The sequence below is a fragment of the Actinoplanes italicus genome, assembly GCF_003001815.1.
GTDB lineage: Bacteria > Actinomycetota > Actinomycetes > Mycobacteriales > Micromonosporaceae > Actinoplanes > Actinoplanes italicus.
On sequence record NZ_PVMZ01000002.1, the window covers coordinates 243,944 to 267,169 of the forward strand.

Consider the following 23,226-nt stretch of genomic DNA (forward strand, 5'->3'; position numbering starts at 1 on the left):
GGCATCACCAAGCGCTTCGGCGACCTGGTGGCCAACGACCACATCGACATCACCGTCGAACCCGGCGAGGTGCACGCTCTGCTCGGCGAGAACGGCGCCGGCAAGTCGACGCTGATGAATCAGCTGTACGGCCTGTTGCAGCCGGACGAGGGCCAGATCGTCGTCAACGACGAACCCCGTGTCTTCAAGAGCCCTCGCGACGCCATCTCCGCCGGCATCGGCATGGTGCACCAGCACTTCATGCTGGTCCCGGTCTTCACCGTGGCGGAGAACATCGCGCTCGGCGCCGAGGAGGTGCGTGGCGGGCCGCTCGGCTGGCTCGACCGGCGCCGCTCCCGGCAGGACGTCATCGAGACCTCCCGCAAGTACGGCCTCCCGGTCGACCCCGACGCGCTGGTCGAGGACCTTCCCGTCGGCGCACAGCAGCGCGTCGAGATCGTCAAGGCACTGACCCGCGAGGTCGACCTGCTGATCCTCGACGAGCCGACCGCCGTGCTCACGCCGCAGGAGACCGAGGAACTGCTCGCGGTGATGCGCTCGCTCACCGCCATGGGCAAGTCCATCGTCTTCATCACGCACAAGCTCAAAGAGGTCAAGGCGATCGCCGACCGGATCACCGTGGTGCGCCGCGGCAAGATCGTCGGCACCGCCAGCCCCGACACCAGCGAGGACGAGCTGGCCGCCCTGATGGTCGGCCGTGCCGTGAGCCTCGAGGTGCAGAAGACCCCGGCCGAGCCCGGCCGCACCGTCCTCAAGGTCACCGGCCTGGTCGCCGACGACGACCGCGGCATCCGCGCGGTGGACGGCGTCGACCTGGAGGTCCGCGCCGGTGAGGTGCTGGGCATCGCCGGCGTGCAGGGCAACGGCCAGACCGAGCTGGTCGAGGCCGTGATGGGCCTGCGCGAGGTACGGGCCGGCACGATCCGTCTCGAGGACGACGACCTGGTCGGGATGAGCACCAAGAAGGTGCTGCGGTCCGGTGTCGGCTACATCCCCGAGGACCGCAGCCACGACGGCGTCGTCAAGGAGTTCTCCGTCGCGGAGAACCTGGTCCTGGACATGTACGACCACGCGCCCTACGGCAACGCGTTCAGCATCGACCTGAGCAGGGTGGGCGCCAACGCCCAGGAGCGGATCGAGCAGTTCGACATCCGCTGCCAGTCGTCGTCCACCCCCGTCGGCACCCTGTCCGGCGGCAACCAGCAGAAGGTCGTGGTGGCCCGGGAGATGTCCCGGCCGCTGCGGCTGTTCATCGCGTCCCAGCCCACCCGTGGTGTGGACGTCGGCTCGATCGAGTTCATCCACAGCCGGATCATCCACGAGCGCGACCAGGGCACCGCGGTGCTGGTGGTCTCCAGCGAACTGGACGAGGTGGTCGGCCTCGCGGACCGGATCGCGGTCATGTACCGCGGCCGGATCCTGGCCATCGTCTCGCCGGACACGCCGCGCGAGGAGATCGGTCTGCTCATGGCCGGCATCACCGGCGACACGCCGGAGGGGGAGAAGTGACCGGGTTCCTGCGGAGACTCTGGTCCGCGAACAACGTCACGCTGACGTTCCTGTCGATGATCCTGGCCGTGATCATCGGCGCGGTCCTGATCATCATCTCGGACGCGGACGTGCTGGCGAAGTTCGGCTACTTCACCGCCCGTCCGAGTGACGCCCTGAACGCGAGCTGGCTGCTGGTCGCCACCGCGTACGGCGACCTGCTCAAAGGTGCCCTCGGCGACCCGGCGGTGTTCTCCGCCTGGTTCGCCGGCACCGCCACCTGGCAGCAGGCCCTCACCCCGCTGTCGGAGACGCTGACGTACGCGGCGCCACTGGTCTTCACCGGCCTGTCGGTCGCCCTCGCATTCCGCGGCGGCCTGTTCAACATCGGCGCCCAGGGCCAGGCCGTCCTCGGCTGCCTCGCCGCCGGTGTCGCCGGCTTCACCTTCGGCCTGCCGATCGTGCTGAACCTGATCGTCGCGCTGGTCGCCGGCGTCGTCGGTGGCGCTCTGTGGGGCTTCATCCCGGGCTTCCTCAAGGCCCGGACCGGCGCCCACGAGGTGATCACCACGATCATGCTCAACTACACGGCCGGTCTGTTCCTGTCCTGGCTGGTCATCCAGAAGGGTGTCCAGGCGCCGGGCCGCACCGACGCGATCAGCAAGTCGGTCGCCGAGTCGGCGATGCTGCCGTCGCCCGGCGGGGTGCTCCGGGTCCACCTCGGCATCATCCTCGCGGTGCTGGTCACGGTCGGGGTCGCCTGGCTGCTGAACCGGTCGGCGTTCGGCTTCGAGCTGCGCGCCGTGGGGTCCAACCCGCACGCCGCGAAGACCGCCGGCATCAGCGTCAGCAAGACGTACGTGCTGCTCATGGCGATCGCCGGTGGCCTGGCCGGTCTCGGCGGCGCCGTTCAGGTGCTGGGCACCGCACACGCGCTGACCCCCGCGGTGGCCGGCAACATCGGCTTCGACGGCCTCCTCGTCGCCCTGCTGGGGCGTAACCGGCCGTGGAGCACGTTCTTCGCCGCGCTGCTGTTCGGCGCCCTACGGGCCGGCGGCAACCGGATGCAGTCCTTCTCCGGGATCTCGCTGGAGCTGGTCACCGTGCTCCAGGCCCTCATCGTCATCTTCATCGCCGCCCCCGCCCTGGTGAAAGCGATCTTCCGACTGCGTGCCGCCCGTGCTGCCGGGCTCGGCGCCTCCCTGGCGAAGGGCTGAGGACATGTCGACCGCGACTGTGGAGAACCTGCCCGAGGTCGTCGCGCCGGAGCCGTTCTGGACCCGGCAGCGCCGACTCGGCCTGGCCCTCATCCTGATCGGCGGCCTGGCCGCCGTGCTGTTCGGCTCGCTGGCGCCGGGCGAGGACGCCCGTTTCACGCTCAGCGAGGACTCCGAGGGCGCCGCGCTCTCGATCGACGGTCAGTTCGGCGCGATCCTCTTCGGGCTGCTCGCCGCGGCCGCCGGTGGCGTGCTCTTCGCCGGCCTGGCCAAACGCTGGTCCAACGCCCTGCTCAGCGCCGGCATCCTGGCCTTCGTGCTCTCCTTCCTCTGTTGGCAGGTGGCGGGCGAGTTCATGCCTCTGGTGGACACCACCGACGGCACGCTCCAGCTGGCCCTGCCCCTGATCCTGGGCGCGCTCGCCGGCGTGCTCGGTGAGCGGTCGGGTGTGGTCAACGTGGCCATCGAGGGCCAGTTCCTGATGGGCGCCTTCGGCGGAGCCCTGATCGGCACCATGGCCGGCAGCGTCTGGGCCGGCCTGATCAGCGCGGCGATCGGCGGCGTGATCATCGCGGCGATCCTGGCCGTCCTGTCGATCCGCTACCTGGTCGACCAGACCGTCGTCGGCATGGTGCTGAACCTGTTCGCCCTCGGCATCACCGGCTTCCTCTACGAGCGGCTGATGCAGCCCGACGCGCAGACCTACAACCAGCCGCCGCAGATGCCGGAGTGGCGCATCCCCGGGCTGGCCGACATCCCGGTCATCGGCCCGGTGCTCTTCGAGGCGAACCTGCTGGTCTGGATCGCGCTCGCCCTCGTCGTGCTGATCCACTTCGGGCTCAGCCGGACCCGGTGGGGCCTGCGGACCCGGGCGGTCGGCGAGCACCCGACCGCAGCCGACACGGTCGGCATCCGGGTGCGTGGCCTGCGATACCTGAACGTGCTGCTCGGCGGCGTGGTCGCGGGGATCGGCGGGGCGTACTTCACACTGGTGGCGACCGGCAGCTTCACCAAGAACATGACCGCGGGCGCGGGCTTCATCGCTCTGGCCGCGCTCATCTTCGGCCGGTTCACCCCGGTCGGGGCGTTCGGGGCGGCGCTGTTCTTCGGGTTCGCCCAGAAGCTGGCCACGTACCTGGGCGCGATCGAGAGCCCGGTGCCGAGCCAGTTCCTGAACATGCTGCCCTATCTCGCGACGCTCATCGCCGTGGCGGGACTGGTCGGCCGGGTCCGCGCTCCGGCAGCGGACGGTCTGCCGTACGTCAAGGGCTGAAAAGGTGCCGAGGTAAAAGCGTCCCGTCCGTACGGCAGAATCGGCTTCATGGAGATCGACTGGGCGGCCCTGCGGGCTGCCGCCATCGAGACGATGCGGCGGGCCTACACGCCGGTGTCCGACTTCCCGGTCGGTGTCGCCGGCCTGGTCGACGACGGCCGGGTGATCGTCGGCTGCAACGTGGAGAACGCGTCCCTCGGGATGACCCTGTGCGCCGAGTGCGGCCTGGTCAGCTCGCTGCACGCGACCGGCGGCGGCCGGCTCGTGGCGATCTCGTGCGTGGACGCCACCGGCGCCCCGCTGATGCCGTGCGGTCGCTGCCGCCAGCTGCTCTGGGAGCACGGCGGCCCGGAACTGCTGGTCGAGGCGCTGCCCCGGCCGCTGCGGATGACCGAGCTGCTGCCGCACGCGTTCGGCTACGAGGACATGGAACGGGTCACCGGCCCGGTCGGCGCCGCCGACGTACCGGCTGAGCTGGCCAAGTGGCGCGGACGCGGCACCGTCTTCGTCCACCCGGACCTTTCCGGCGGCGCGACGATCTGGACGGGCTACTGGGAGCGGTCGTCCGGCGAGCCCGGAACGGCCGAGGAGAAGGGCATCCTGGAGGAGGCGCCGAACCTGCCCACCGCGGCCGCCGCGGTGGCCTGGGGGCTGGTACGCACTCCACGGGTCGTGGTGGTCGATGCCGAGGGCGGCCTGTCCTGGGCGGGTGAGGGAGAAGCCCCCGAGGGCATCCCGCAGCGTTGGGAAGAACAGCAATGAGCGAGCTTGCGAGCGAATCATCGGGCTCAGTCCCTGACTCATGGCGGCGCCGGAGCGCAGCGGAGGTGACGGCATGAGCGCTACTACAGCGGTGGACGTCATCCGGGCCAAGCGGGACGGCCAGGTGCTGACCGACGCCCAGATCGACTGGGTGGTCGACGCATACACCAGGGGTGTCGTCGCCGACGAGCAGATGTCGGCGCTGGCCATGGCGATCCTGCTGCGCGGCATGACGCCCGCCGAGATCGCCCGCTGGACCGCCGCGATGATCGCCAGCGGCGAACGGCTCGATCTCTCCACGGTGTCCCGGCCCACCGCCGACAAGCACTCCACCGGCGGTGTCGGTGACAAGATCACCCTGCCGCTCACCCCGCTGGTCGCGGCCTGCGGCGTCGCGGTGCCCCAGCTGTCCGGCCGCGGCCTCGGCCACACCGGCGGCACCCTGGACAAACTCGAGTCGATCGCCGGCTGGCAGGCCCGCATCTCCAATGACCAGTTCAAGAGCCAGCTGCAGGACATCGGCGCGGTCATCTGCGCCGCGGGCGAGGGCCTGGCCCCCGCCGACCGCAAGCTGTACGCCCTCCGCGACGTCACCGGCACCGTCGAGGCCATCCCGCTGATCGCCAGCTCCATCATGAGCAAGAAGATCGCCGAGGGCACCGGCGCGCTGGTGCTGGACGTCAAGGTCGGCACCGGCGCGTTCATGAAGGACCTGGCGACCGCCCGCGAGCTCGCCCGCACCATGGTCCAGCTCGGCAAGGACAGCGGCGTCACCACGGTCGCCCTCCTCACCGACATGAGCACCCCGCTCGGCCTCGCGATCGGCAACGCCAACGAGGTCGCCGAGTCGGTGGAGGTGCTCGCCGGAGGCGGGCCGTCCGATGTGGTGGATCTCACCCTCGCCCTGGCCCGGGAGATGCTGGCCGCCGCCGGGGTCGACGCCGACCCGGAGAAGGCGCTCGCCTCCGGAGCCGCGATGGACACGTGGCGGGCCATGATCCGTGCACAGGGCGGCGACCCGGACGCACCGCTGCCCACCGCCGCGCACACCGAGGTGCTCCGGGCCGACTCCGACGGTGTCGTGACCTCGATCGACGCGTACGGCGTCGGCATCGCCGCCTGGCGTCTCGGCGCCGGACGCGCCCGTAAGGAGGACCCGGTGAGCTTCGGCGCCGGGGTCCAGCTGCGGGTCCGCCCGGGCGACCGGGTCCGGGCCGGCGACGTGTTGCTGGAGCTCCGCGCTGATGACGAGTCGCGGATCCCGGCGGCCCGGGACGACGCGGCCGGTGCGATCGTCCTCGGCACCGAGCCGCCGGCCCCTTCCCCGCTCCTGCTCGACCGCATAGCCTGAGCCGCCATGCAGAAGGCCGTCCCCGACCCCCGCGCGGTCCGCGAGGCGAGTCTCGACGAACTGGCGCGCCTCGGCCTGCCTCTGCCCCCGCTGGCGTTCCCGCTCGTCTGGGAGGCGGGTGACACCGTCGAGCTGCGCCCCACCGCGGAACTGGAGGCCCGGGCCGCGGTGCTGCACGTCGTCGTCGCCCGCTGCTTCGGCATGCCCACCGAGGCGGCGATGAGCTGGCTGCTCGGCTCGCACCTGGTCGAGCAGGTCACACCGCCGGAGTGGCAGTTCGTGATCGGGGCGAAGGGCGACCACCGCTCGTTCGTGCTGCACCACGACGCGGTCTTCGCGCTGGCCTGGCTGCTCGGCCTGAGCCGGCACCTGGATCCCACGGTGCCGCCGGACGACCGGATGATGGCCCAGATGCCGGACCTGCCGGCCGGGGAGACCTTCGCCAGCTGGCGGTCCCGGTCGCTGGTCGCGCTCCGGGACCCGGCCGAGGCGGCGGTCCTGCTGGATCTCTACTACTGCCTGGACTGGGCCTTCCAGGAGGCCGAGCAGAACGGCCGGCCACTGCCCGGCGAGGTCGACAGCAACGCCATCGGCCAGCGCCGGTGGGCACTGGAGTGGGCGGTGATCCTCAAAGGTCCGTACCACGACGACCCGCCGGAGTGGGAAGAGGTCGATCTCTCCGTCTGACCGGACCCTTTCAACGTGGCCGCCACACCGCCACGTCGACGGCGGCCGTCACCGTCAGGTCACGGGTCGGCAGGTCCTCCACCGGCACGTGGCGGGCGCTCGGGGTCATCCCGATCAGCGTGCGCGCCTCGGCCGCGGTCAGCTTGAGCTCGCGCCGCAGCGTCGTGCCCGCCTCGAGCGCGAAGTGATCACCCAGGCTGCCGCTGACCCGGGCCGCCTTGTCCGGGTCCACCTGGATCAGGCCGTGCGCGGTCACCAGTTCGGACAGATGGTCGGCGGCCGGGGTGACCACCAGCAGCAACCCGTCGGACCGGAGCACCCGGTAGAACTCCGGCCCGTTGCGCGGGGAGAAGACGTTCACGATCACGCTCGCGGCCGCGTCCGCGACCGGCAGCGGCCGCCAAAGGTCGGTCAGCACCGCCGCGGCCCGCGGATGCGCCCGTGCGGCCCGCCGCAGGGCCGGTTTGGACACGTCCAGCCCGATCCCGACGGCCTCCGGCGAGTCCTCCAGGAAACGGCTCAGGTAGTCGCCGGTGCCGGTGCCCGCGTCGAGCACGAGCCCGCCGGTCCGGTGCCGGGCCAGAGCCGCTGCGATGAACGAGTAGTGCCCGGCGGCCAGGAAACCGGCGCGGTCGGCCACCATCTGGGCGCTGTCGCCGGTGTGCGGCAGACGCCCGGCGCTCAGGTCGACGTACCCCTGGCGGGCCATGTCGAAGCTGTGCCGGCGCGGGCAGCGCAGCGACCGGTCCTCGCGGGCGAGTGGCTCCCGGCACACCGGGCACCGCAGATGCGGAATTGCTCCGTCGATCATCAAGGGCTTCCTACTAGGCTCTTCTGATGGCTGGCATCGCACATTCCGACATCATCAAGGCGCCGAAGGTTCTGCTGCACGACCATCTGGACGGCGGCCTGCGGCCGGCCACCATCGTCGAACTGGCCGGGGCGGTCGGTCACCAGCTGCCGTCCACCGATCCGGAACGCCTCGGCGAGTGGTTCGTCGCGGCCGCCGACTCCGGCTCGCTGGAACGGTACCTGGAGACCTTCGCCCACACGGTGGCCGTGATGCAGACCGAGGAGGGCCTGCACCGGGTCGCCAAGGAGTGCGCCCTCGACCTGTCCGCCGACGGCGTCGTCTACGCCGAGATCCGGTATGCCCCCGAGCAGCACCTGGAGCGCGGTCTCACGCTGGACCGGGTGGTCGAGGCCGTGCATGCCGGCTTCCGTGAGGGTTGCGCCGAGGCCGCGGCGAACGGCCGGCCCATCCGGATTGGCACGCTGCTGACGGCCATGCGGCACGCCGCCCGATCGCAGGAGATCGCCGAGCTGGCGGTTCGGTACCGGGACACCGGTGTGGTCGGTTTCGACATCGCCGGCGCCGAGGCCGGGTTCCCTCCCACCCGGCACCTGGACGCCTTCGAGTACCTGCAGCGGGAGAACTTCCACTTCACCATCCACGCCGGCGAGGCGTTCGGCCTCCCGTCGATCTGGCAGGCCATCCAGTGGTGCGGCGCGGACCGGCTCGGTCACGGTGTACGCCTGGTCGACGACATCACCCCCACCACGGCCGGCCCGAGTGCCCCGTCGATGACCGGCGGTACCCATTCGGCCCCGCCGGTGCTGGGTCGTCTCGCGTCGTACGTGCGCGACAAGCGGATCCCGCTGGAGATGTGCCCGTCGTCGAACGTCCAGACCGGCGCCGCCCCGTCGATCGCCGAGCACCCGATCAAACTGCTGCACGATCTCCGGTTCCGGGTCACGGTCAACACCGACAACCGGCTGATGAGCGGTACGTCGATGTCACGGGAGATGACCCTGCTGACGGAGGCGTTCGGTTGGGGCTGGATGGAACTGCAGTGGTTGACCATCAATGCCATGAAGAGCGCGTTCATCCCGTACGACGAACGCCTGGTCCTGATCAACGAGGTGATCAAGCCGGCGTACGCCAAATTGCTGGCATGAGATCCCGCCATATCAGGTCATAACCGGATCTGAATGAACGTACGTCAAAAGAAATCGGCCGTCCGACTCTGGAGCCCCGCCGTTCGGCTAGACTGCCGCCTGCAAAGTCGGCATACTCTGGCACCTCGCCTTGCCGATCGCGGGGAACCGAGTCATCGTCACTTCTATCGCGATCGACTACGATCGGGACCCGGTCGGCGTGCACCCACCCCCCAATGCTGCGCCGACCGAGTAAGTGACCTTGAGAGATGTGCGGCTCCACAGGCAGTGATATTGAGACCGGCGATGTCCAACTACGAGGTTGCAACATCGCGTCACACAACCGGTCCGTGTCCGCCTGCTCTTTCTCTTTGACACTTGTCGTGATGGAATCTCGGGGGCCCGACGTCGGCGAGTCGGCCGTGTGCGGTGCCTGGCGAGCCGAATGCCGGGCCCGAATCAGGAGGACGGTGACGTGAGCAAGCGCCCTAACAGCGCGAATGGCGTCATGTCGCGTCTCAGTCGACCCGCGGGTCGACTCCGAGACCTACCCATCTGGTCCAAACTTGGGCTGATCATGCTGGTGCCGACGGTGGCAACGATCGTCGTCGGTGTCAACGGCCTCGTGGAGCAGATCGACGAAGCCAGTAACGCGGACCGGGCACGCACTCTCTCGGTGCTCTCCGAGGCTGCCGGTGGTCTGGTGGACCAGCTGCAGGCCGAGCGGACCTACGGCATCATGATCGCGGTCAGCGACAAGAACACCGACCCGTTCAAGAATGCGGTCAAGCTCTACAACCAGGAGCACCCCGAGACCGACAAGGCCAAGACTCCGTACCTTCAGCAGAACACCGCGCTCGAGGACGTTCCCGACAACGTCGGCACTCTGCTGCTCCGGCTGGACCGCAACCTGGAGGACCTGCCGGTCTTCCGGAGCCGCGCCGCCAAGGGCGACGAGGACCTCGGCAACGTCAAGAAGACGTACGACTCCCTCATCGAGGACCTGCTCAAGGTCCGCGACATCTCCGCGCAGCTGGCCTTCGACCAGGAGCTGAGCGATCACCTGCGGGTCGTCGCCTCGGTCGCCCGGGCCAAGGACTTCATCGCCCAGCAGCGTTTCATCGGCCAGCAGATCGTCGACGCTCAGAAGTTCGACAACGAGCTGCGCCGGGACATGCTGCAGACCAAGACCGGTTACGGGCTGGCGATCGAGACTCTCAACTCGGTCGGCACGCCGGAGGAGATCGCATACTTCGGCAACACGGTCACCGGTGTGAAGCGCCAGGCCGCGGAGAACTACGCCGACCCGCTGGAGTACCGGCCGGCCCAGGCCACCGGCGACCTCGCGTTCAACTCGGCCCAGTGGGAAGAAGCCCTGGCCGGCTACAACGAGCTGTTCCGTCAGGTCGAGATCCAGTTCGACAAGCAGATCGTGAACGACGCCACGGCGCTGCGCGACGAGACGAACCAGGACGTCTTCCTGCGGACCAGTCTCCTGCTCAGCATGCTCCTGCTGGCCATCCTCTTCGCGTGGTTGGTCGCCCGATCGATGGCCCGATCGCTGCGTGAGCTGCGCCAGGGTGCCCTCGCGGTCGCCCAGTTCGGTCTGCCGCACGCGGTGAGCCGGCTGCGTGACCCGGCGCTCTCCGCGTCGCTCACCCCGGCCCAGGTCGCAGACCAGATCGCCGAGCCACTCCCGGTGCGCAGCCGGGACGAGTTCGGGCAGGTGACCGAGGCGTTCAACGCGGTTCACCTCGAGGCGGTCCGCACCGCGGCCGAGCAGGCCGCACTCCGTGCCTCCGTCGCGACGATGTTCGTCAACCTCGCCCGCCGTTCGCAGATCCTGGTCGACCGGCTCATCGGTCACCTGGACCGTCTGGAGCGCGGCGAGGAGGACCCGGACCGTCTGGCCGAGCTCTTCCAGCTCGACCACCTGGCCACCCGAATGCGTCGTAACGACGAGAACCTTCTGGTTCTCGCGGGCGCCGACTCGACCCGTGTGCAGCGCGAGCCCGCCGCTCTGATCGACGTGCTCCGCGCCGCTCAGTCCGAGGTCGAGCACTACACCCGCATCGAGTTCGGCATGATCGACCGGGACATCGAGGTGGCGGCGCACGCCGTCAACGACATGGTCCACCTGGTCGCCGAGCTCTTCGACAACGCGACCGCGTTCTCCCCGCCGAACTCCAACGTCCTGGTCGAGGCCCGGCGCATCGGTGAGAACGCCGTGCTGACCGTCGAGGACCACGGCATCGGCATCAGCCGGGAGCAGCTCCGCGATCTCAACGAGCGGCTGGCGAACCCGCCGACCGTGGACGTCGCGGTCTCCCGGATGATGGGCCTCGTCGTGGTCGCCCGGCTGGCGAACCGGCACGCGGTGCGTGTCGAGCTCCGGCCGGCGGATCGCGAGCGTGGCACCGTCGCCGAGGTGGGTCTGCCCGTGTCGGTCCTGGCCGCGGCGGCCACCGCCCAGGTTCAGGGTCGCAGCCCGTACGACAATGGCCCCGGCTCCGGCCTTCCGGGCTTCGGCGAGCCGCTGGCCCTCGAGAGCGGCTACCCCGGTCCCAACGGGAACAACGGATCCAACGGATCGGTCCCGGCCTGGTCGGACCTCACCGGAGCGGCTCCGGCCGGCTTCGGCGGGTTCAACGCCGGTGGCTACAACGGCAACGGCAACGGCTCGGCCAACGGATTCCACGGCCCGCGCAGCAACGAGGTCATCCCGCCGCTACCGTCGGGCCCTCAGGGCTTCGCCGGTCTGGACGAGCTGGCCCAGCGCCGCAACGGTGGTGACTTCCGTCCCGACGGTGACACCAACGGCTACGGGGCGACCATCCCTCGCCAGCTGCCGTCCAACCCGAACGCGTTCATGCCGCCGGTGTCAGCACCCCCGGTTCCGCCGATCTCGGCGCCTCCGGTCTCGTCGGCCCCGCCGGTGTCGGCCGCTCCGATCTCCCCGGGCCCGTCCGCGCCGACCTCGGCCTCCCCGATCTCCGGATCGCCGGCCGACCCGCGTGGGCATTACGCCTCGGCGCCTCCGGCCTGGCCGCCGGTCGCCGCCGAACGTGAGCTCGCCACCCCGCACGTGCCGGAGAACCTGGCCGCCGCGCTCGACATGACCGCCGAGATCCCGCGGTACCGCCCGGAGAACTTCGAGCCCCAGCCGCAGGTGGCACGCCCGACCAACCCGCAGACGGCGCCGGTCTCCCCGTCGCCCGTACTGCCGCCCGTGCCGGACCCGGCGGAGGCCCAGGCCACCGCAGCCGCGCAGATGGCATCGGCCCGTGAGGGCGCGGTCCCGTTCGCGGACGAGACCATGGAGCTGCCGATCTTCCGGGAGCTGGAGTCGGCGTGGTTCACCACGACGCCCGGCGCGGAACCGGCGCGCCCCAAGGTCTCCGGTGTCGGCGAGGAATCGGTCGTCTCCCAGCGCATCCCGACCGGCGAGCCCACCCGCACCACGGGTGTGCCCCAGCAGGCGGCGTCTCCGGAGTCCCGCAACCTCGATCCGGCTACTGTTGGCGCACCGGCCGCGGCGGCGGCCGGCTACACCAACGGGGGCGCCCCCGCGGCGAACCCGTGGCGGACCGCTGCCGACGACGGTTGGCAGGCTGCCCGGATGGCAGCCGAGGCGCCGATCGACACCACGACAACGGCGGGCCTGCCTAAGCGCACGCCGATGGCTCAACTCGTCCCCGGCGGTGTCGACCGGGGCGGTACCTCCGTCCAGCGCCGTACTCCCGAGGGGGTTCGCGGGCTACTCTCCGCTTACCACCGCGGTGTGCAGCGCGGTCGCACCAAGGAACAATCGACCAACCTGGAGGACACTCCGGGAGGGCAGCAGCCCTCGCAGGCTGGCAAGGAGCATGAGGCATGACATCTACGCAGGATCTTGGTTGGCTTCTCGCCAACTTCGCTGACCGCGTTCCCGGGGTCGCGCACGCGATCGCGGTCTCCGCCGATGGGCTGCTCCTGGCGTCCTCGCGGGACCTTCCCCGGGACCGCGCCGACCAGTTGGCGGCCATCGCGTCCGGCCTGGTGAGCCTGACGCAGGGCGCCGCGCGATGCTTTGAGGGTGGCGCCGTCCTCCAGACGGTCGTCGAGATGGACAACGGTTTCCTGTTCCTGATGTCCATCTCCGACGGCTCGTCGTTCGCGGTTCTCGCGGCGCGCAGCTGTGATGTCGGTCAGGTCGGCTACGAGATGGCCCTCCTGGTCGACCGGGTCGGCGAGGCTCTCACTCCCGCGCCGCGCTCGGCGGCCGGGGTGCTGGGCTGAACCGATAGTGGGCCGGCAGCATTCACGGGTTTGCCTGGGGTTTTCCGCCACGGGTACGCTCAGCCGGCTACTGGTAAAAGCTTTGATAACCAATACACTTCGAGGGGCCGAGGGAGGGGTTGACGGTGACGATGCCTGAACGCGATGAGCCGACTGGCGCGCTGGTCAGGCCGTACGCCATGACCCGCGGTCGGACCCGGCCGAAGCTTGAGATAGCGCTGGAAGCGCTGGTCGAGACAACCGTGCGCGGCCGTTCTGGGATCAGTCGCGGCGGACAGGGTGGAAGCGAGCATCAGTACATCGCGGCGATGTGCGACGGCGGCAGAGTTCAGTCGCTCGCCGAGATCGCCGCACGCATGCAACTGCCGCTCGGTGTGGCACGTGTGATCGTCGCGGACATGGCCTCTGACGGTCTGGTCGCGGTTTACGAGCCCACCTCGCTCGAAGACGAGACTGACGCGGTAGGCACGGAACTGCTGGAAAGGGTGCTGAGTGGACTTCGCAGGCTCTGACATGTCGCACCGTCCCGCTGCGGGACGCGTGACATCGGCGAAGATTGTCATCGCCGGTGGCTTCGGCGTCGGTAAGACGACGCTGGTGGGGTCGGTCTCCGAGATCACCCCGCTCACCACTGAGGCGATCATGACCTCGGCCGGTGTGGGTGTCGACGACAACCGGCAGGTGCCGGGCAAGATGACCACCACCGTGGCCATGGACTTCGGCCGGATCAGCATCGACCGAGACCTGATCCTCTACCTCTTCGGAACACCTGGCCAGACGCGGTTCTGGTTCATGTGGGACGAGCTGGTCCGGGGTGCCATCGGAGCGGTCGTCATGGTGGACACGCGTCGGCTCGCCGACTGCTTCGCCGCCATCGACTTCTTCGAGCACCGCCGGTTGCCGTACCTTGTGGCGATCAACTGCTTCGACGGCATGCAGTACCACAACGCGCAGGACGTGCGGGACGCTTTGGCGGTCTCGAGCGACGTGCCCGTCGTGAGCTGCGACGCCCGTAACCGTGAGTCGACGAAGAACGTCCTCATCTCGCTGGTCGAGTATGTGTTGACGATGCGTCGCACCCGCGCAACGGCACCTGCCTGAGCAGCAGCTTCACCCGACTCGGTCAGCACAGCGCCCGTCTGACTAAGCGGTCGGAAGCCCCGCTCCGCCAGCTGGAACACTCCACCGGCCGGAGCGGGGCTTTCGCGCGCTTTCCGGCCGTTCGCCATCGTATATGAGTGATCACCCGTTGTCATGGTTCGATCCCAGCAGACGGATCAACCCGGCCAGGTCGTCGATGCGATGTTCCGGCAGGTACGAGTCCGGGTCGGTCCGCAGCGCGGCCACCGCCGGATGGGCCGCGTTCGTCACGAGCACCGGCCGCATGCCGGCCCGGCGGGCGCCGTCGTGCTCACGGCTGCCGCCGTCACCCACGAACCAGCACTCAGCGGCCGGCACACCCAGTCGGGCGGCGGCCGTGGCGTACAACCGGGGGTCGGGTTTGCGGTGGCCCTCTCGCCAGGAGAACACCGGTGCGTCGATGCGCGACGCGTAGACGGTCTGCGGCCACGCCTCGCAGAGCTCACTGGAACAATCGCTGAGGAGCCCCAGACGGTAGCCGTCCGCCCGGAGGTGGTCGAGTACCCCGATGGCCTCCGGACGCGGCGTGCGGACCCGCTCAGCGCCCGCATGATGGGTCGCCACCGCCCGGTCCAGGGTCTCGTCGTCCGGATCGACGCCACAGAGCCGGGCCATCGCGAGGAGCGTCGCCCGGGTCCCGCCGTAGGCGCCGATGATCCGCTCCGGGAAGCTGCCGCTCATGACGGCCCAGAAGTGTTCCGGCGGCACTCCGAGCGCCTGCGCGGTGGCCGTGAACGTCTCCCTCCGCAGGCTCTCGGCCGAGGGGTCGGTGAGCGTGCCGAAGAAGTCGAAGATGATCGCCCGCATCCCGACATCATCAGCTGTACGCATACCACTTCAACGACCGACCGGCGCCGGGCCGCCTCACACGGTGTCCGTGCTCCGGAAATGGCGGAAGGCCGCGCCCGATGGGTCGCGGCCTTCCGTTTTCCTGTCCGAGGGGGCGGTCAGCGTCCGCCGTACCCCGCGTTGTTGTTCCGGTATTCGTCGGCGGGCTGCCCGTCGCGGCTGAAGTCCCAGCCGCCGGCGGCCTCCCGGCCCGGCCGTCCACCCATCGCGAACCCGCCGATCTCCTGACCGCGCCGCCAGCCACGGAAGTAGCCGGTGGTGTGGGCGGCGATCGACGCGGCGTCGCGGACGATCCGCAGCGGACGCTCCTCGCGCAGCGGCGAACCGGGCACCAGGTTGGCCTGGGGCACCCGCTTCGGCAGACCGGCCGAGGTCTCGGCGGCGACGGCCGGGGTGGCCGCCTTCTGCGCCGCGCGCCAGCCGCTGTCGTTCGGGTTGGACCAGTTGACGTCGCTCTCGCCGGAGTCGTCGTGACCGGTGAACCAGGCCGAGCGGGCGGCCGCGAAGATCAGCAGGTCGCCGTCGCTGCTGTCGGCGGGAACCGGCGGCGCGCTGCTGCGGTCCAGGGCTGTGATCCTGGGCGCCCGCTCACCGTCGGCGTTCCGCATCGGCGGGGTGCCGCCGATCTGGTCGAGTCCGGGGAGACGAGCCCGGCCGGTGCCGTTCCTCGCCTGGTCGACGAGGCGCAGCGCGGGCTCTTTCGGCATCTGGAGCGGGGCCGGCTCGTCCGGCATGTCCTGCCAGGGCGGACGGACCCGGCCACCGGACGGCGAGCTGACCGGCGCGGCCGACGGTGACGGGCGCGACGAGGTCGGCCGGGACGGCAGGTCTGACCGCGACGGCAGGTCCGAACGCGACGGCAGGTCTGACCGCGACGGCAGGTCCGAACGCGACGACAGGTCCGAACGTGACGAGGCCGGACGCGACGAGGCGGGACGGGACGAGGTCGGCCGGGACGGCAGGTCCGAGCGGGACGGCGGCGTCGCCCGCGACGGCAGATCCGGGCGGGTGGCTTCGTCCTTCTCCGTGTTCAAAAGAGGCCAGTTGGCCCGCGAACCGGGCTCGGCCGGCTCCGCGCCGGGCCGCTGCGACTGCATCGGCAGGCTGAAGTCGGTGGGGCCGGCGGACGAGCCGTTGGCGGCCGGCTGCCGGGTGGACGGGCGCGGCGGGATGACCGTGCGCTGACGTTCGGCCCGGGCCCGGGTGAGCTCGGCGTTGCTCAGGGTCGCGCGGAACGGCTCGCCGGCGTCGGCCGGTGTGGATCCGCCGATCGGCGGCACCGACGACGGAGTTGCGGGGTTGCGCGCGCCCGGAACCGGCCGGGAACCCGGAGTGATCGGGGTCATGCCCGGCGGAGGCGGCGGAACCGACACGGGCCGGTTCATCGGGTTGCTGGAACGACCGGGCAGGCCGTTCGCCGCGGCCGGGGCGATCGGCGGCGGCGCGATCGGGTCGGGTGCGACCGGCGGAGGGGTCATCGGCTGCGGAAGCGCGGGGCCGGCGCCGGTGGAGGCGGGCTCGGGGCGGCCACGGCGGGCGAACCGGGAGCCGTTGTCGGCACTCGGCACGGGCTGCAGTGGCGCGGGCTCGGTGCCGCGGCGGGCACTGCGGCGGCCGACGCCGGGGTTGCCCACCGGCGGAGTGGCCCGGGCGGCGAGGGTGCCGACCAGGGCGGAGCAGGCGGCGTCACAGGAGCGGATCGCCGAGATCGACTGGCGGACCGCCTCGGCGGCGGCCGGGGCGAGGGACTTGTTGACGCCACCGCGGCGCGGCGACTCGCTGATTGCCACGTGCAGGGCGGTGACGGCGGCGACCATCTCGTTCTCGCTGCCGACGCCGGCGCGGGCCAGCTCGGCCGCGATCTCGCGGATGTTGTGCGTCGGGTCACCGGCCCGGCCGGTCAGACGGCCGGGCTCGGGGACCGCGTCGAGGACGGCGAGAGCCACCGGGTGTGCCGGGTCCGGGTACGCCCGGAGGGCGGCCGGGTACAGCTCGCGCAGGACCTCGCGAAGTGCGACGGCGGAGGCGTTCCGCCCGTTCAGCATGGCCACGTGCGCCGCCAGGACGGGCTTGTAACTGACCAGCTCGCGCGGTGCCGGAAGGGTCACCGCGGCGATGGCGCCGGCCTGCAGGGCCCGGGCCAGGCCGACCGCCCGGCGGGCGGCCAGCGGCGCGGAGATCTCCTCGGGGGAGTCGTCGTCGGAGAAACGCTCGGCGAAGTCGTCGGCGTCGTCGTCGTCGACCACCACCAGTGGTCGGCCGGCCGCGGTGAGCAGCGAGGTGACGACGTGGTCGTCGCTGTCGGCGGCGACCGCCGCGTCGCTGAAGCCCGTCGTCCGTTCCACGAGCAGCGTCCCCAGGTGGGCATAGCCCGTCGGGTCGTCGCTGATCTCGTGGACGCCGAGCAGCCGGCCTGCGTCGTCCACCACGGCGATGGTCAGCGGCGCGGCCGAAGCCGAACGCACCGAATCATCAGCCGACGCCAGACCGCAGTACACGCGCACGAGCGCCACGGCGTCGTCCTCCTCCCCGGGGGTGCTTCTCTGTGGCCAAGAATTGATGTTCCCTGGTAATCGGTCAGTCACGCCAGTCCACAGCGGCAGAGATCTTGCCGATCACCGAACGCCAACCGAGACTCGCCTGCTGCGCACCGATCTTCTTCAACCGGCGGCGCCCGAAGAATCCACCCATACCGCCCTTCTCCGCGGTCCGGAGGGATTCGTCCAGGTCGTCCAGCGGCGAACCGGGCGCCAATGCCAGGATCACCGGTTTGATGCGGAGTGCGTAACCCAGGTCGCGGGCCACTTCGCCGGCGTTGATGAGCAGCGGCAGATCCCACGTGTCGTGACCGCCGCGCAGGTTCTCCACGACGAGGTCGAGCTCGTAGCGGTTCTCCGGCAGCGGGTCGATGTCGCTCGACTGTACCCGGTCGGCCAGGTCACCCCAGGTGTCCAATTGTGCGAGATCGTGGGGAGCACCCGAACGAAGGAAGGAGACGAGCGATTCGGTGCTCTTGAAAGCGAGCAGTCGGCCCTTGTGGCTGAGGAACATGGGTACTTCCTCGTCAGCCTCCTGGGCCGGGGCCTCGTCCTCGAAGTCGGCCGGGTCCGGCTCCTCGGCGGACTCGGACTTCTTGTCGTCGTCCTCGGCGAGGAGTGCCTGGTACTCCTCGTCGACGATGAGCTCCTCCTCTTCCGCCTCCGCCTCGGCACGCCGCTTGCGGGCCTCGAAAGGATCATCCTCGTCGACCACGACCTCGGTGGGCTCGAGCTCGGACGCCTTCCGGTACGCGCGGAGGGTCAGACCGACCCCGCCCGGCAGGGCGATCTCCACCGGCTCGACGCGGACTTGTTCCCAAAGCTCCCGCCCGGAGGTCCCCTCGGACGAGGGCTTCTCGGCCACCGGCGCGGACGCCTCGGGCTCGTCGGACTGGCTGGTCACGGTGACCTCCGGGTGATCTGGGGGTGGTACGGACGGGTGACTCTGGGCACACACCCTAGTCGGCAACGCTGTGTGACAACCGCCCCGGTGGGCTCAGTAGCCCTTCGGATGCCACACGGTCTTCGTCTCCAGTAGCGCCGTCATCGGCCGCAGGCCCGGATCGGCGGTGAAGTCGATCGCTGCCTGTGGCCGGATCACCCTCTTCAGACTGCCTGCGGCGGCCCGTTCGAGTTCGGCGGCCAGCTCCTCGTGCTCCACCCCGGTGAGATCGAGGGCGTTCACGTCGTCGTGCGCGGCGAGCCACGGCGCGGTCTCGGCATACCGCCCGGTGAGCAGGTTCACCACGCCGCCGGGCACGTCGGAGGTGGCCAGCACCTCGGCCAGGGAGATGGCGATCTGCGGGCCGGCGGCCAGAACGACCACGGTGTTCCCGGTCACGATCGCCGGGGCGATCACACTCACCAGCCCGAGCAGGGAGCCCGGCGCGACCACGGCGACGACGCCGGTCGGCTCCGGCGCGGAGATGTTGAAGAACGGCCCGGCCACCGGATTCGCTCCACCGGCCACCTGGGCGATCTTGTCGGACCATCCCGCGTACCACACCCAGCGGTCGACGGCCGCGCTCAGCTCGCTGTCGGAGACGCCCAGCGCGGTGAACTCGGCACGGCGCGCCTCCAGCATCTCGGCGATGCGATAAAGGACCTGACCTCGGTTGTACGCCGTGGCGGCGGCCCATTTCGGCTGTGCGGCGCGGGCCGCGAGCACCGCGTCACGGGCGTCCTTGCGCGAGGCGAGGGACACGTTGTCGCCGTCCACCACGAAGGTCCGTCCTGACTCGCTGCGCGGGAACTTGCCGCCGATGTAGAGCTTGTACGTCTTGCGCACCGTGAGCCGGCCGGGCTCGGGAGCGGGAGACTTGACTGACTTAGGCAAGGTACGCCTCCAGGCCGTGCCGGCCACCCTCGCGGCCGTAGCCGGACTCCTTGTAGCCGCCGAACGGCGACGCCGGGTCGAACTTGTTGAACGTGTTGGCCCAGACCACCCCGGCCCGGAGTTTGTCGGCGACGGCGAGGATCCGCGAGCCCTTCTCGGTCCAGATGCCGGCGGACAGGCCGTACGGCGTGTTGTTGGCCTTGGCGACAGCCTCGTCGGGAGTCCGGAAGGTGAGCACCGACAGCACCGGCCCGAAGATCTCCTCGCGCGCGATCCGATGCGCCTGCGTGACACCCGTGAAGATCGTCGGCGCGAACCAGAACCCCCGGTCCGGCAGCGGACACTCCGGCGACCAGCGCTCAGCGCCTTCCGCCGCCCCGATGTCCGACAACTCCTTGATGCGGGCGAGCTGCGCCGCCGAGTTGATCGCGCCGATGTCGGTGTTCTTGTCGAGCGGGTCACCGACGCGCAGCGTGGCCATGCGCCGTTTCAGGGACGTGAGCAATTCCTCGGCGATGGACTCCTGCACCAGCAGCCGCGAGCCTGCGCAGCAGACGTGCCCCTGGTTGAAGAAGATGCCGTTCACGATGCCCTCGACGGCCTGATCGATCGGGGCGTCGTCGAACACGATGTTCGCCGCCTTGCCGCCGAGTTCCAGGGTGAGGCGCTTGCCGGTGCCCGCCACCGAGCGGGCGATCTCCCGGCCCACCTCGGTCGAGCCGGTGAAGGCGACCTTGCTCACATCGGGGTGCTCGACGAGGTAGGCACCCGTGTCGCCGGCCCCGGTGACGATGTTGACCACGCCCGGCGGCAGCTCGGCCTGACGGCAGACGTCGGCGAAGAACAGCGCCGACAGCGGGGTGGTCTCGGCCGGCTTGAGCACCACGGTGTTGCCGGTGGCGAGCGCGGGCGCGATCTTCCAGGCCAGCATGAGCAGCGGGAAGTTCCACGGGATGACCTGCCCGGCCACACCCAGCGGCTTCGGGTCGGGGCCGAAACCCGCGTACGCCAGCTTGTCGGCCCAGCCCGCGTAGTAGAAGAAGTGCGCCGCCACGAGCGGCAGGTCGACGTCGCGGGACTCCCGGATCGGCTTGCCGTTGTCCAGCGACTCCAGGACGGCCAGCTCGCGGGACCGCTCCTGGATGATCCGGGCGATCCGGAAGAGATACTTGGCGCGTTCCGCCCCGGGCAGCGCCGACCAGGTGCCGAAGGCGCGGCGGGCGGCCGCGACGGCCCGGTCGATGTCCTCGGGCCCGGCGACGGAGATCTCGGCCAGCACCTCCTCGGTGGCCGGGTTGACCGTCTTGAGGACGTTGCCGTCCTTGCCGCCGTCGAACTCACCGTCGATGAACAGACCGTAGGACCCGGCGATGTCGACTACGGAACGGGATTCCGGTGCGGGCGCGTATTCGAACATGGGGCCTTCCCAATGCGGTTCGGGTGTTGCTGCGGAGCCACCTGACGGCAGCTCAGTCCAGGGTGAAGTAGTCCGGGCCGGCGTAGTGGCCGGTCGTCAGCTTGGTGCGCTGCATGAGCAGGTCGTTGAGCAGCGAGGAGGCGCCGAACCGGAACCGGTCGGGGTCGAGCCACTCGTCGCCGACGGTCTCGTTGATCAGCACGAGGTACTTGATGGCGTCCTTGGTGGTCTTGATGCCTCCGGCCGGTTTGACGCCGATGATCCGGCCGTGCCGCTCCCGGAAGTCGCGGACCGCCTCGAGCATCACCAGCGTGATCGGCAGGGTGGCGTTGACCGCCACCTTGCCGGTCGAGGTCTTGATGAAGTCGGCACCGGCCAGCATGGCGAGCCAGGAAGCACGACGGATGTTGTCGTACGTCCCCAGCTCGCCGGTCTCCAGGATGACCTTGAGGTGGGCCCCGCCGCACGCCTCCTTGACCGCCACGATCTCGTCGAAGACGTGCCGGTAGTCGCCGGCCAGGAACGCCCCCCGGCTGATCACCATGTCGATCTCGTCGGCGCCCGCGGCCACCGCGTCACGGGTGTCGGCCAGCTTGACCTCGAGCGGCGCCTGCCCGGACGGGAAGGCGGTCGCCACGCTGGCCAGATGCACGCCCGAACCGGCCAGCGCCTCGGCCGCGACCTTGACCATCGCCGGGTAGACGCAGATCGCCGCGACCGGCGGGCAGGAGGCGTCGGCCGGGTCGGGCCGTCTCGCCTTGGCGCACAGCGCACGCACCTTGCCGGGCGTGTCGGCGCCCTCGAGCGTGGTCAGGTCGACCATGCGGATCGCCAGGTCGATGGCCTTCGCCTTGGAGCTCGTCTTGATCGACCGGGTGGCGAGCGCCGCCGCCCGCGCCTCGACGCCCACCTTGTCGACCCCCGGGAGGCCGTGCAGGAATGAGCGGAGATCGGACAGTCCGGCGGACGCTGTCACAGTCATGAAAGCGATTCTACGCAACCCTGTGACAGTTGATCTTGGTTGAGCGATAGGTTGTCAGCCGTGGACGTCCTTGTCGTAGATCATCCCCTGGCCCAGACCCGGCTCACCGCGATGCGCCGCACCGAGACCGAATCCGGTGTCTTCCGCGCGTCCCTGCACGAGCTCACCACCATGGTGGTCTACGAGGCGGCCCGTCTCTTCGCCGTCGAGAAGTACCCCATCGAGACGCCGGTCGCGCCCACCGAGGGCACCCGCCTGGCCAACCCGCCGCTGATCGTCCCGGTCCTCCGCGCCGGTCTCGGCATGGCCGACGCCGCGCTGGCGCTGCTCCCCGAGTCGTCGATGGGCTTCGTCGGCCTGGCCCGCGACGAGGAGACCCACGAGCCGCGCGCCTACATGGAGTCGCTGCCCACCGACCTGACCGGCCAGCCGGTGCTCGTCCTCGACCCGATGCTGGCCACCGGCGGCTCCCTGCTGCACTGCTGCCGCCTGCTCGCCGAACGCGGCTGCACCGACATCATCATCTGCTGCGTCCTGGCCGCCCCCGAGGGCGTCAAGCGCCTGGCCGACTCCGGTCTCCCACTGCGCCTGATCACCGCGTCGATCGACCAGGGTCTCAACGAGAAGGCCTACATCGTGCCCGGCCTCGGCGACGCCGGCGACCGTCAGTTCGGCGGCATGCGCCGCTTCTGACCAACCCATCCGGTACGGCCACACCCGCCCCACCAGCCCCGTGTGGTGAGCTGTGCCCGCGGGTGAGCCGCAGTTCACCACGCGGTCCGCTCCCGCCGCTTGTGTGGTGAGCTGTGCCCGCGGGTGAGCCGTAGTTCACCACGCGGTCCGCTCCCGCCGCTTGTGTGGTGAGCTGTGCCCGCGGGTGAGCCGCAGTTCACCACGCGGTCCGCGTTCGCCCGTGGGGTCACGGGGAGCGCAGGGGTGGCCGTACCGCTAGAGGGTGGTGAAGTCCCAGCTCACGGCCTTACCGGCGGTGAAAGGCATGACGCCGTGGAAGACCTGGGGTGTCGTGGCGAAGACGAGTGGCAGGAAGTGGCGGTCGGACTCCCACATCGGGTGCTTGCCGGCCAGGATCTCCTCGACCGGCATCCAGTGGAGGCTGCCCTCGTCGTTCGACGTGTGCGGGTCACCGGTCCACTCGGTGACGCGGAAGAGGAAGCCGAACCAGTTCTCGCCGTTGCGGCCGAAACCGGGCCACGAGACGGTGCCGGCCAGCTCGATGCCGGTGCAGTCGAGCCCGGCCTCCTCGTGGATCTCGCGGCGCAGGCCGGCCACCACGTCCTCGCCGGGTTCGAGCTTGCCGCCCAGGCCGTTGTAGTAGCCGTAGTGGATGTCGTCCGGCCGCGCGTCGCGCCGGATCATCAGCACCTGCTGCCGGTCGGGGGAGAGGACGTAACCGAGCGTGGCCAGGATCGCTTGCACCGCAGCACCCTAACCGGCGGCGGGGTCGTCCCC

At 70.3% G+C, this 23,226-nt stretch carries 20 protein-coding genes; 12 read left to right on the forward strand and 8 right to left on the reverse strand.

Annotated features, from left to right (window positions below):
• Positions 1–27 precede the first annotated feature (27 nt).
• The 6 genes from CLV67_RS05115 (at position 28) to CLV67_RS05140 (ending at position 6,778) form a co-directional block, all read left to right on the forward strand.
• The gene (locus CLV67_RS05115) at positions 28–1,509 is read left to right on the forward strand and encodes an ABC transporter ATP-binding protein (protein WP_307833846.1); all 1,482 of its coding nucleotides are present in this window, start codon (positions 28–30) and stop codon (positions 1,507–1,509) included.
• Positions 1,506–2,705, forward strand: coding sequence for an ABC transporter permease (locus CLV67_RS05120; RefSeq protein WP_106315980.1), 1,200 nt, complete (start codon positions 1,506–1,508; stop codon positions 2,703–2,705). The genes CLV67_RS05115 and CLV67_RS05120 overlap by 4 nt, the downstream gene beginning before the upstream one ends.
• 4 nt (positions 2,706–2,709) lie before the next feature.
• The gene (locus tag CLV67_RS05125; RefSeq protein ID WP_106316436.1) at positions 2,710–3,978 is read left to right on the forward strand and encodes an ABC transporter permease; all 1,269 of its coding nucleotides are present in this window, start codon (positions 2,710–2,712) and stop codon (positions 3,976–3,978) included.
• A gap of 48 nt (positions 3,979–4,026) precedes the next feature.
• Positions 4,027–4,740: a cytidine deaminase gene (locus CLV67_RS05130; protein ID WP_106315981.1), complete on the forward strand. Its 714-nt coding sequence runs from the start codon at positions 4,027–4,029 to the stop codon at positions 4,738–4,740.
• Positions 4,741–4,813: 73 nt separating this feature from the next.
• Positions 4,814–6,091, forward strand: a complete 1,278-nt coding sequence (locus CLV67_RS05135) for a thymidine phosphorylase (protein WP_106316437.1) — start codon at positions 4,814–4,816, stop codon at positions 6,089–6,091.
• A gap of 6 nt (positions 6,092–6,097) precedes the next feature.
• A complete protein-coding gene (locus tag CLV67_RS05140) occupies positions 6,098–6,778 on the forward strand; it encodes a DUF4272 domain-containing protein (protein WP_106315982.1) in 681 nt (226 codons plus the stop codon).
• Between the two features lie 10 nt (positions 6,779–6,788).
• Here the strand turns inward: CLV67_RS05140 and CLV67_RS05145 are convergent, their stop codons facing one another.
• A complete protein-coding gene (locus tag CLV67_RS05145) occupies positions 6,789–7,586 on the reverse strand; it encodes a putative RNA methyltransferase (protein ID WP_346265168.1) in 798 nt (265 codons plus the stop codon).
• A 29-nt stretch (positions 7,587–7,615) separates the two neighbouring features.
• Between CLV67_RS05145 and CLV67_RS05150 the strand changes: the two genes are divergently transcribed.
• From CLV67_RS05150 to CLV67_RS05170, 5 genes are all read left to right on the forward strand, one after another.
• Positions 7,616–8,737, forward strand: coding sequence for an adenosine deaminase (locus tag CLV67_RS05150; protein ID WP_106315984.1), 1,122 nt, complete (start codon positions 7,616–7,618; stop codon positions 8,735–8,737).
• A 454-nt stretch (positions 8,738–9,191) separates the two neighbouring features.
• A complete protein-coding gene (locus tag CLV67_RS05155) occupies positions 9,192–12,593 on the forward strand; it encodes a sensor histidine kinase (protein ID WP_106316438.1) in 3,402 nt (1,133 codons plus the stop codon).
• The gene (locus CLV67_RS05160; protein ID WP_067706828.1) at positions 12,590–12,994 is read left to right on the forward strand and encodes a roadblock/LC7 domain-containing protein; all 405 of its coding nucleotides are present in this window, start codon (positions 12,590–12,592) and stop codon (positions 12,992–12,994) included. The genes CLV67_RS05155 and CLV67_RS05160 overlap by 4 nt, the downstream gene beginning before the upstream one ends.
• Before the next feature lie 131 nt (positions 12,995–13,125).
• On the forward strand, positions 13,126–13,506 hold the full coding sequence (locus CLV67_RS05165; protein WP_106315985.1) for a DUF742 domain-containing protein: 381 nt from the start codon (positions 13,126–13,128) through the stop codon (positions 13,504–13,506).
• A gap of 1 nt (position 13,507) precedes the next feature.
• On the forward strand, positions 13,508–14,095 hold the full coding sequence (locus tag CLV67_RS05170) for a GTP-binding protein (protein ID WP_043533378.1): 588 nt from the start codon (positions 13,508–13,510) through the stop codon (positions 14,093–14,095).
• 141 nt (positions 14,096–14,236) lie between these two features.
• Here CLV67_RS05170 and CLV67_RS05175 read toward each other — a convergent pair whose 3' ends face one another.
• The 6 genes from CLV67_RS05175 to deoC all read right to left on the reverse strand — a co-directional run bounded on the left by CLV67_RS05175 (position 14,237) and on the right by deoC (position 21,756).
• Positions 14,237–14,941, reverse strand: coding sequence for an HAD family hydrolase (locus CLV67_RS05175; protein ID WP_106315986.1), 705 nt, complete (start codon positions 14,939–14,941; stop codon positions 14,237–14,239).
• 140 nt (positions 14,942–15,081) lie between these two features.
• Positions 15,082–17,496, reverse strand: a complete 2,415-nt coding sequence (locus CLV67_RS05180) for a transposase (protein WP_106315987.1) — start codon at positions 17,494–17,496, stop codon at positions 15,082–15,084.
• 64 nt (positions 17,497–17,560) lie between these two features.
• The gene (locus CLV67_RS05185; RefSeq protein WP_106315988.1) at positions 17,561–18,424 is read right to left on the reverse strand and encodes a DNA primase; all 864 of its coding nucleotides are present in this window, start codon (positions 18,422–18,424) and stop codon (positions 17,561–17,563) included.
• A gap of 93 nt (positions 18,425–18,517) precedes the next feature.
• Complete coding sequence (locus tag CLV67_RS05190) at positions 18,518–19,357, reverse strand: aldehyde dehydrogenase family protein (RefSeq protein ID WP_106316439.1); 840 nt, start codon at positions 19,355–19,357, stop codon at positions 18,518–18,520.
• Positions 19,350–20,774, reverse strand: coding sequence for an aldehyde dehydrogenase family protein (locus CLV67_RS05195; RefSeq protein WP_106315989.1), 1,425 nt, complete (start codon positions 20,772–20,774; stop codon positions 19,350–19,352). The genes CLV67_RS05190 and CLV67_RS05195 overlap by 8 nt, the downstream gene beginning before the upstream one ends.
• A gap of 52 nt (positions 20,775–20,826) precedes the next feature.
• Positions 20,827–21,756, reverse strand: coding sequence for a deoxyribose-phosphate aldolase (deoC, locus tag CLV67_RS05200; RefSeq protein ID WP_106315990.1), 930 nt, complete (start codon positions 21,754–21,756; stop codon positions 20,827–20,829).
• Positions 21,757–21,816: 60 nt separating this feature from the next.
• On the opposite strand from deoC, the gene upp reads away from it, so the two are divergent.
• Complete coding sequence (gene upp, locus CLV67_RS05205; RefSeq protein ID WP_106315991.1) at positions 21,817–22,449, forward strand: uracil phosphoribosyltransferase; 633 nt, start codon at positions 21,817–21,819, stop codon at positions 22,447–22,449.
• 255 nt (positions 22,450–22,704) lie between these two features.
• Here the strand turns inward: upp and CLV67_RS05210 are convergent, their stop codons facing one another.
• On the reverse strand, positions 22,705–23,193 hold the full coding sequence (locus CLV67_RS05210) for an NUDIX hydrolase (RefSeq protein WP_106315992.1): 489 nt from the start codon (positions 23,191–23,193) through the stop codon (positions 22,705–22,707).
• Between the last annotated feature and the right edge of the window lie 33 nt (positions 23,194–23,226).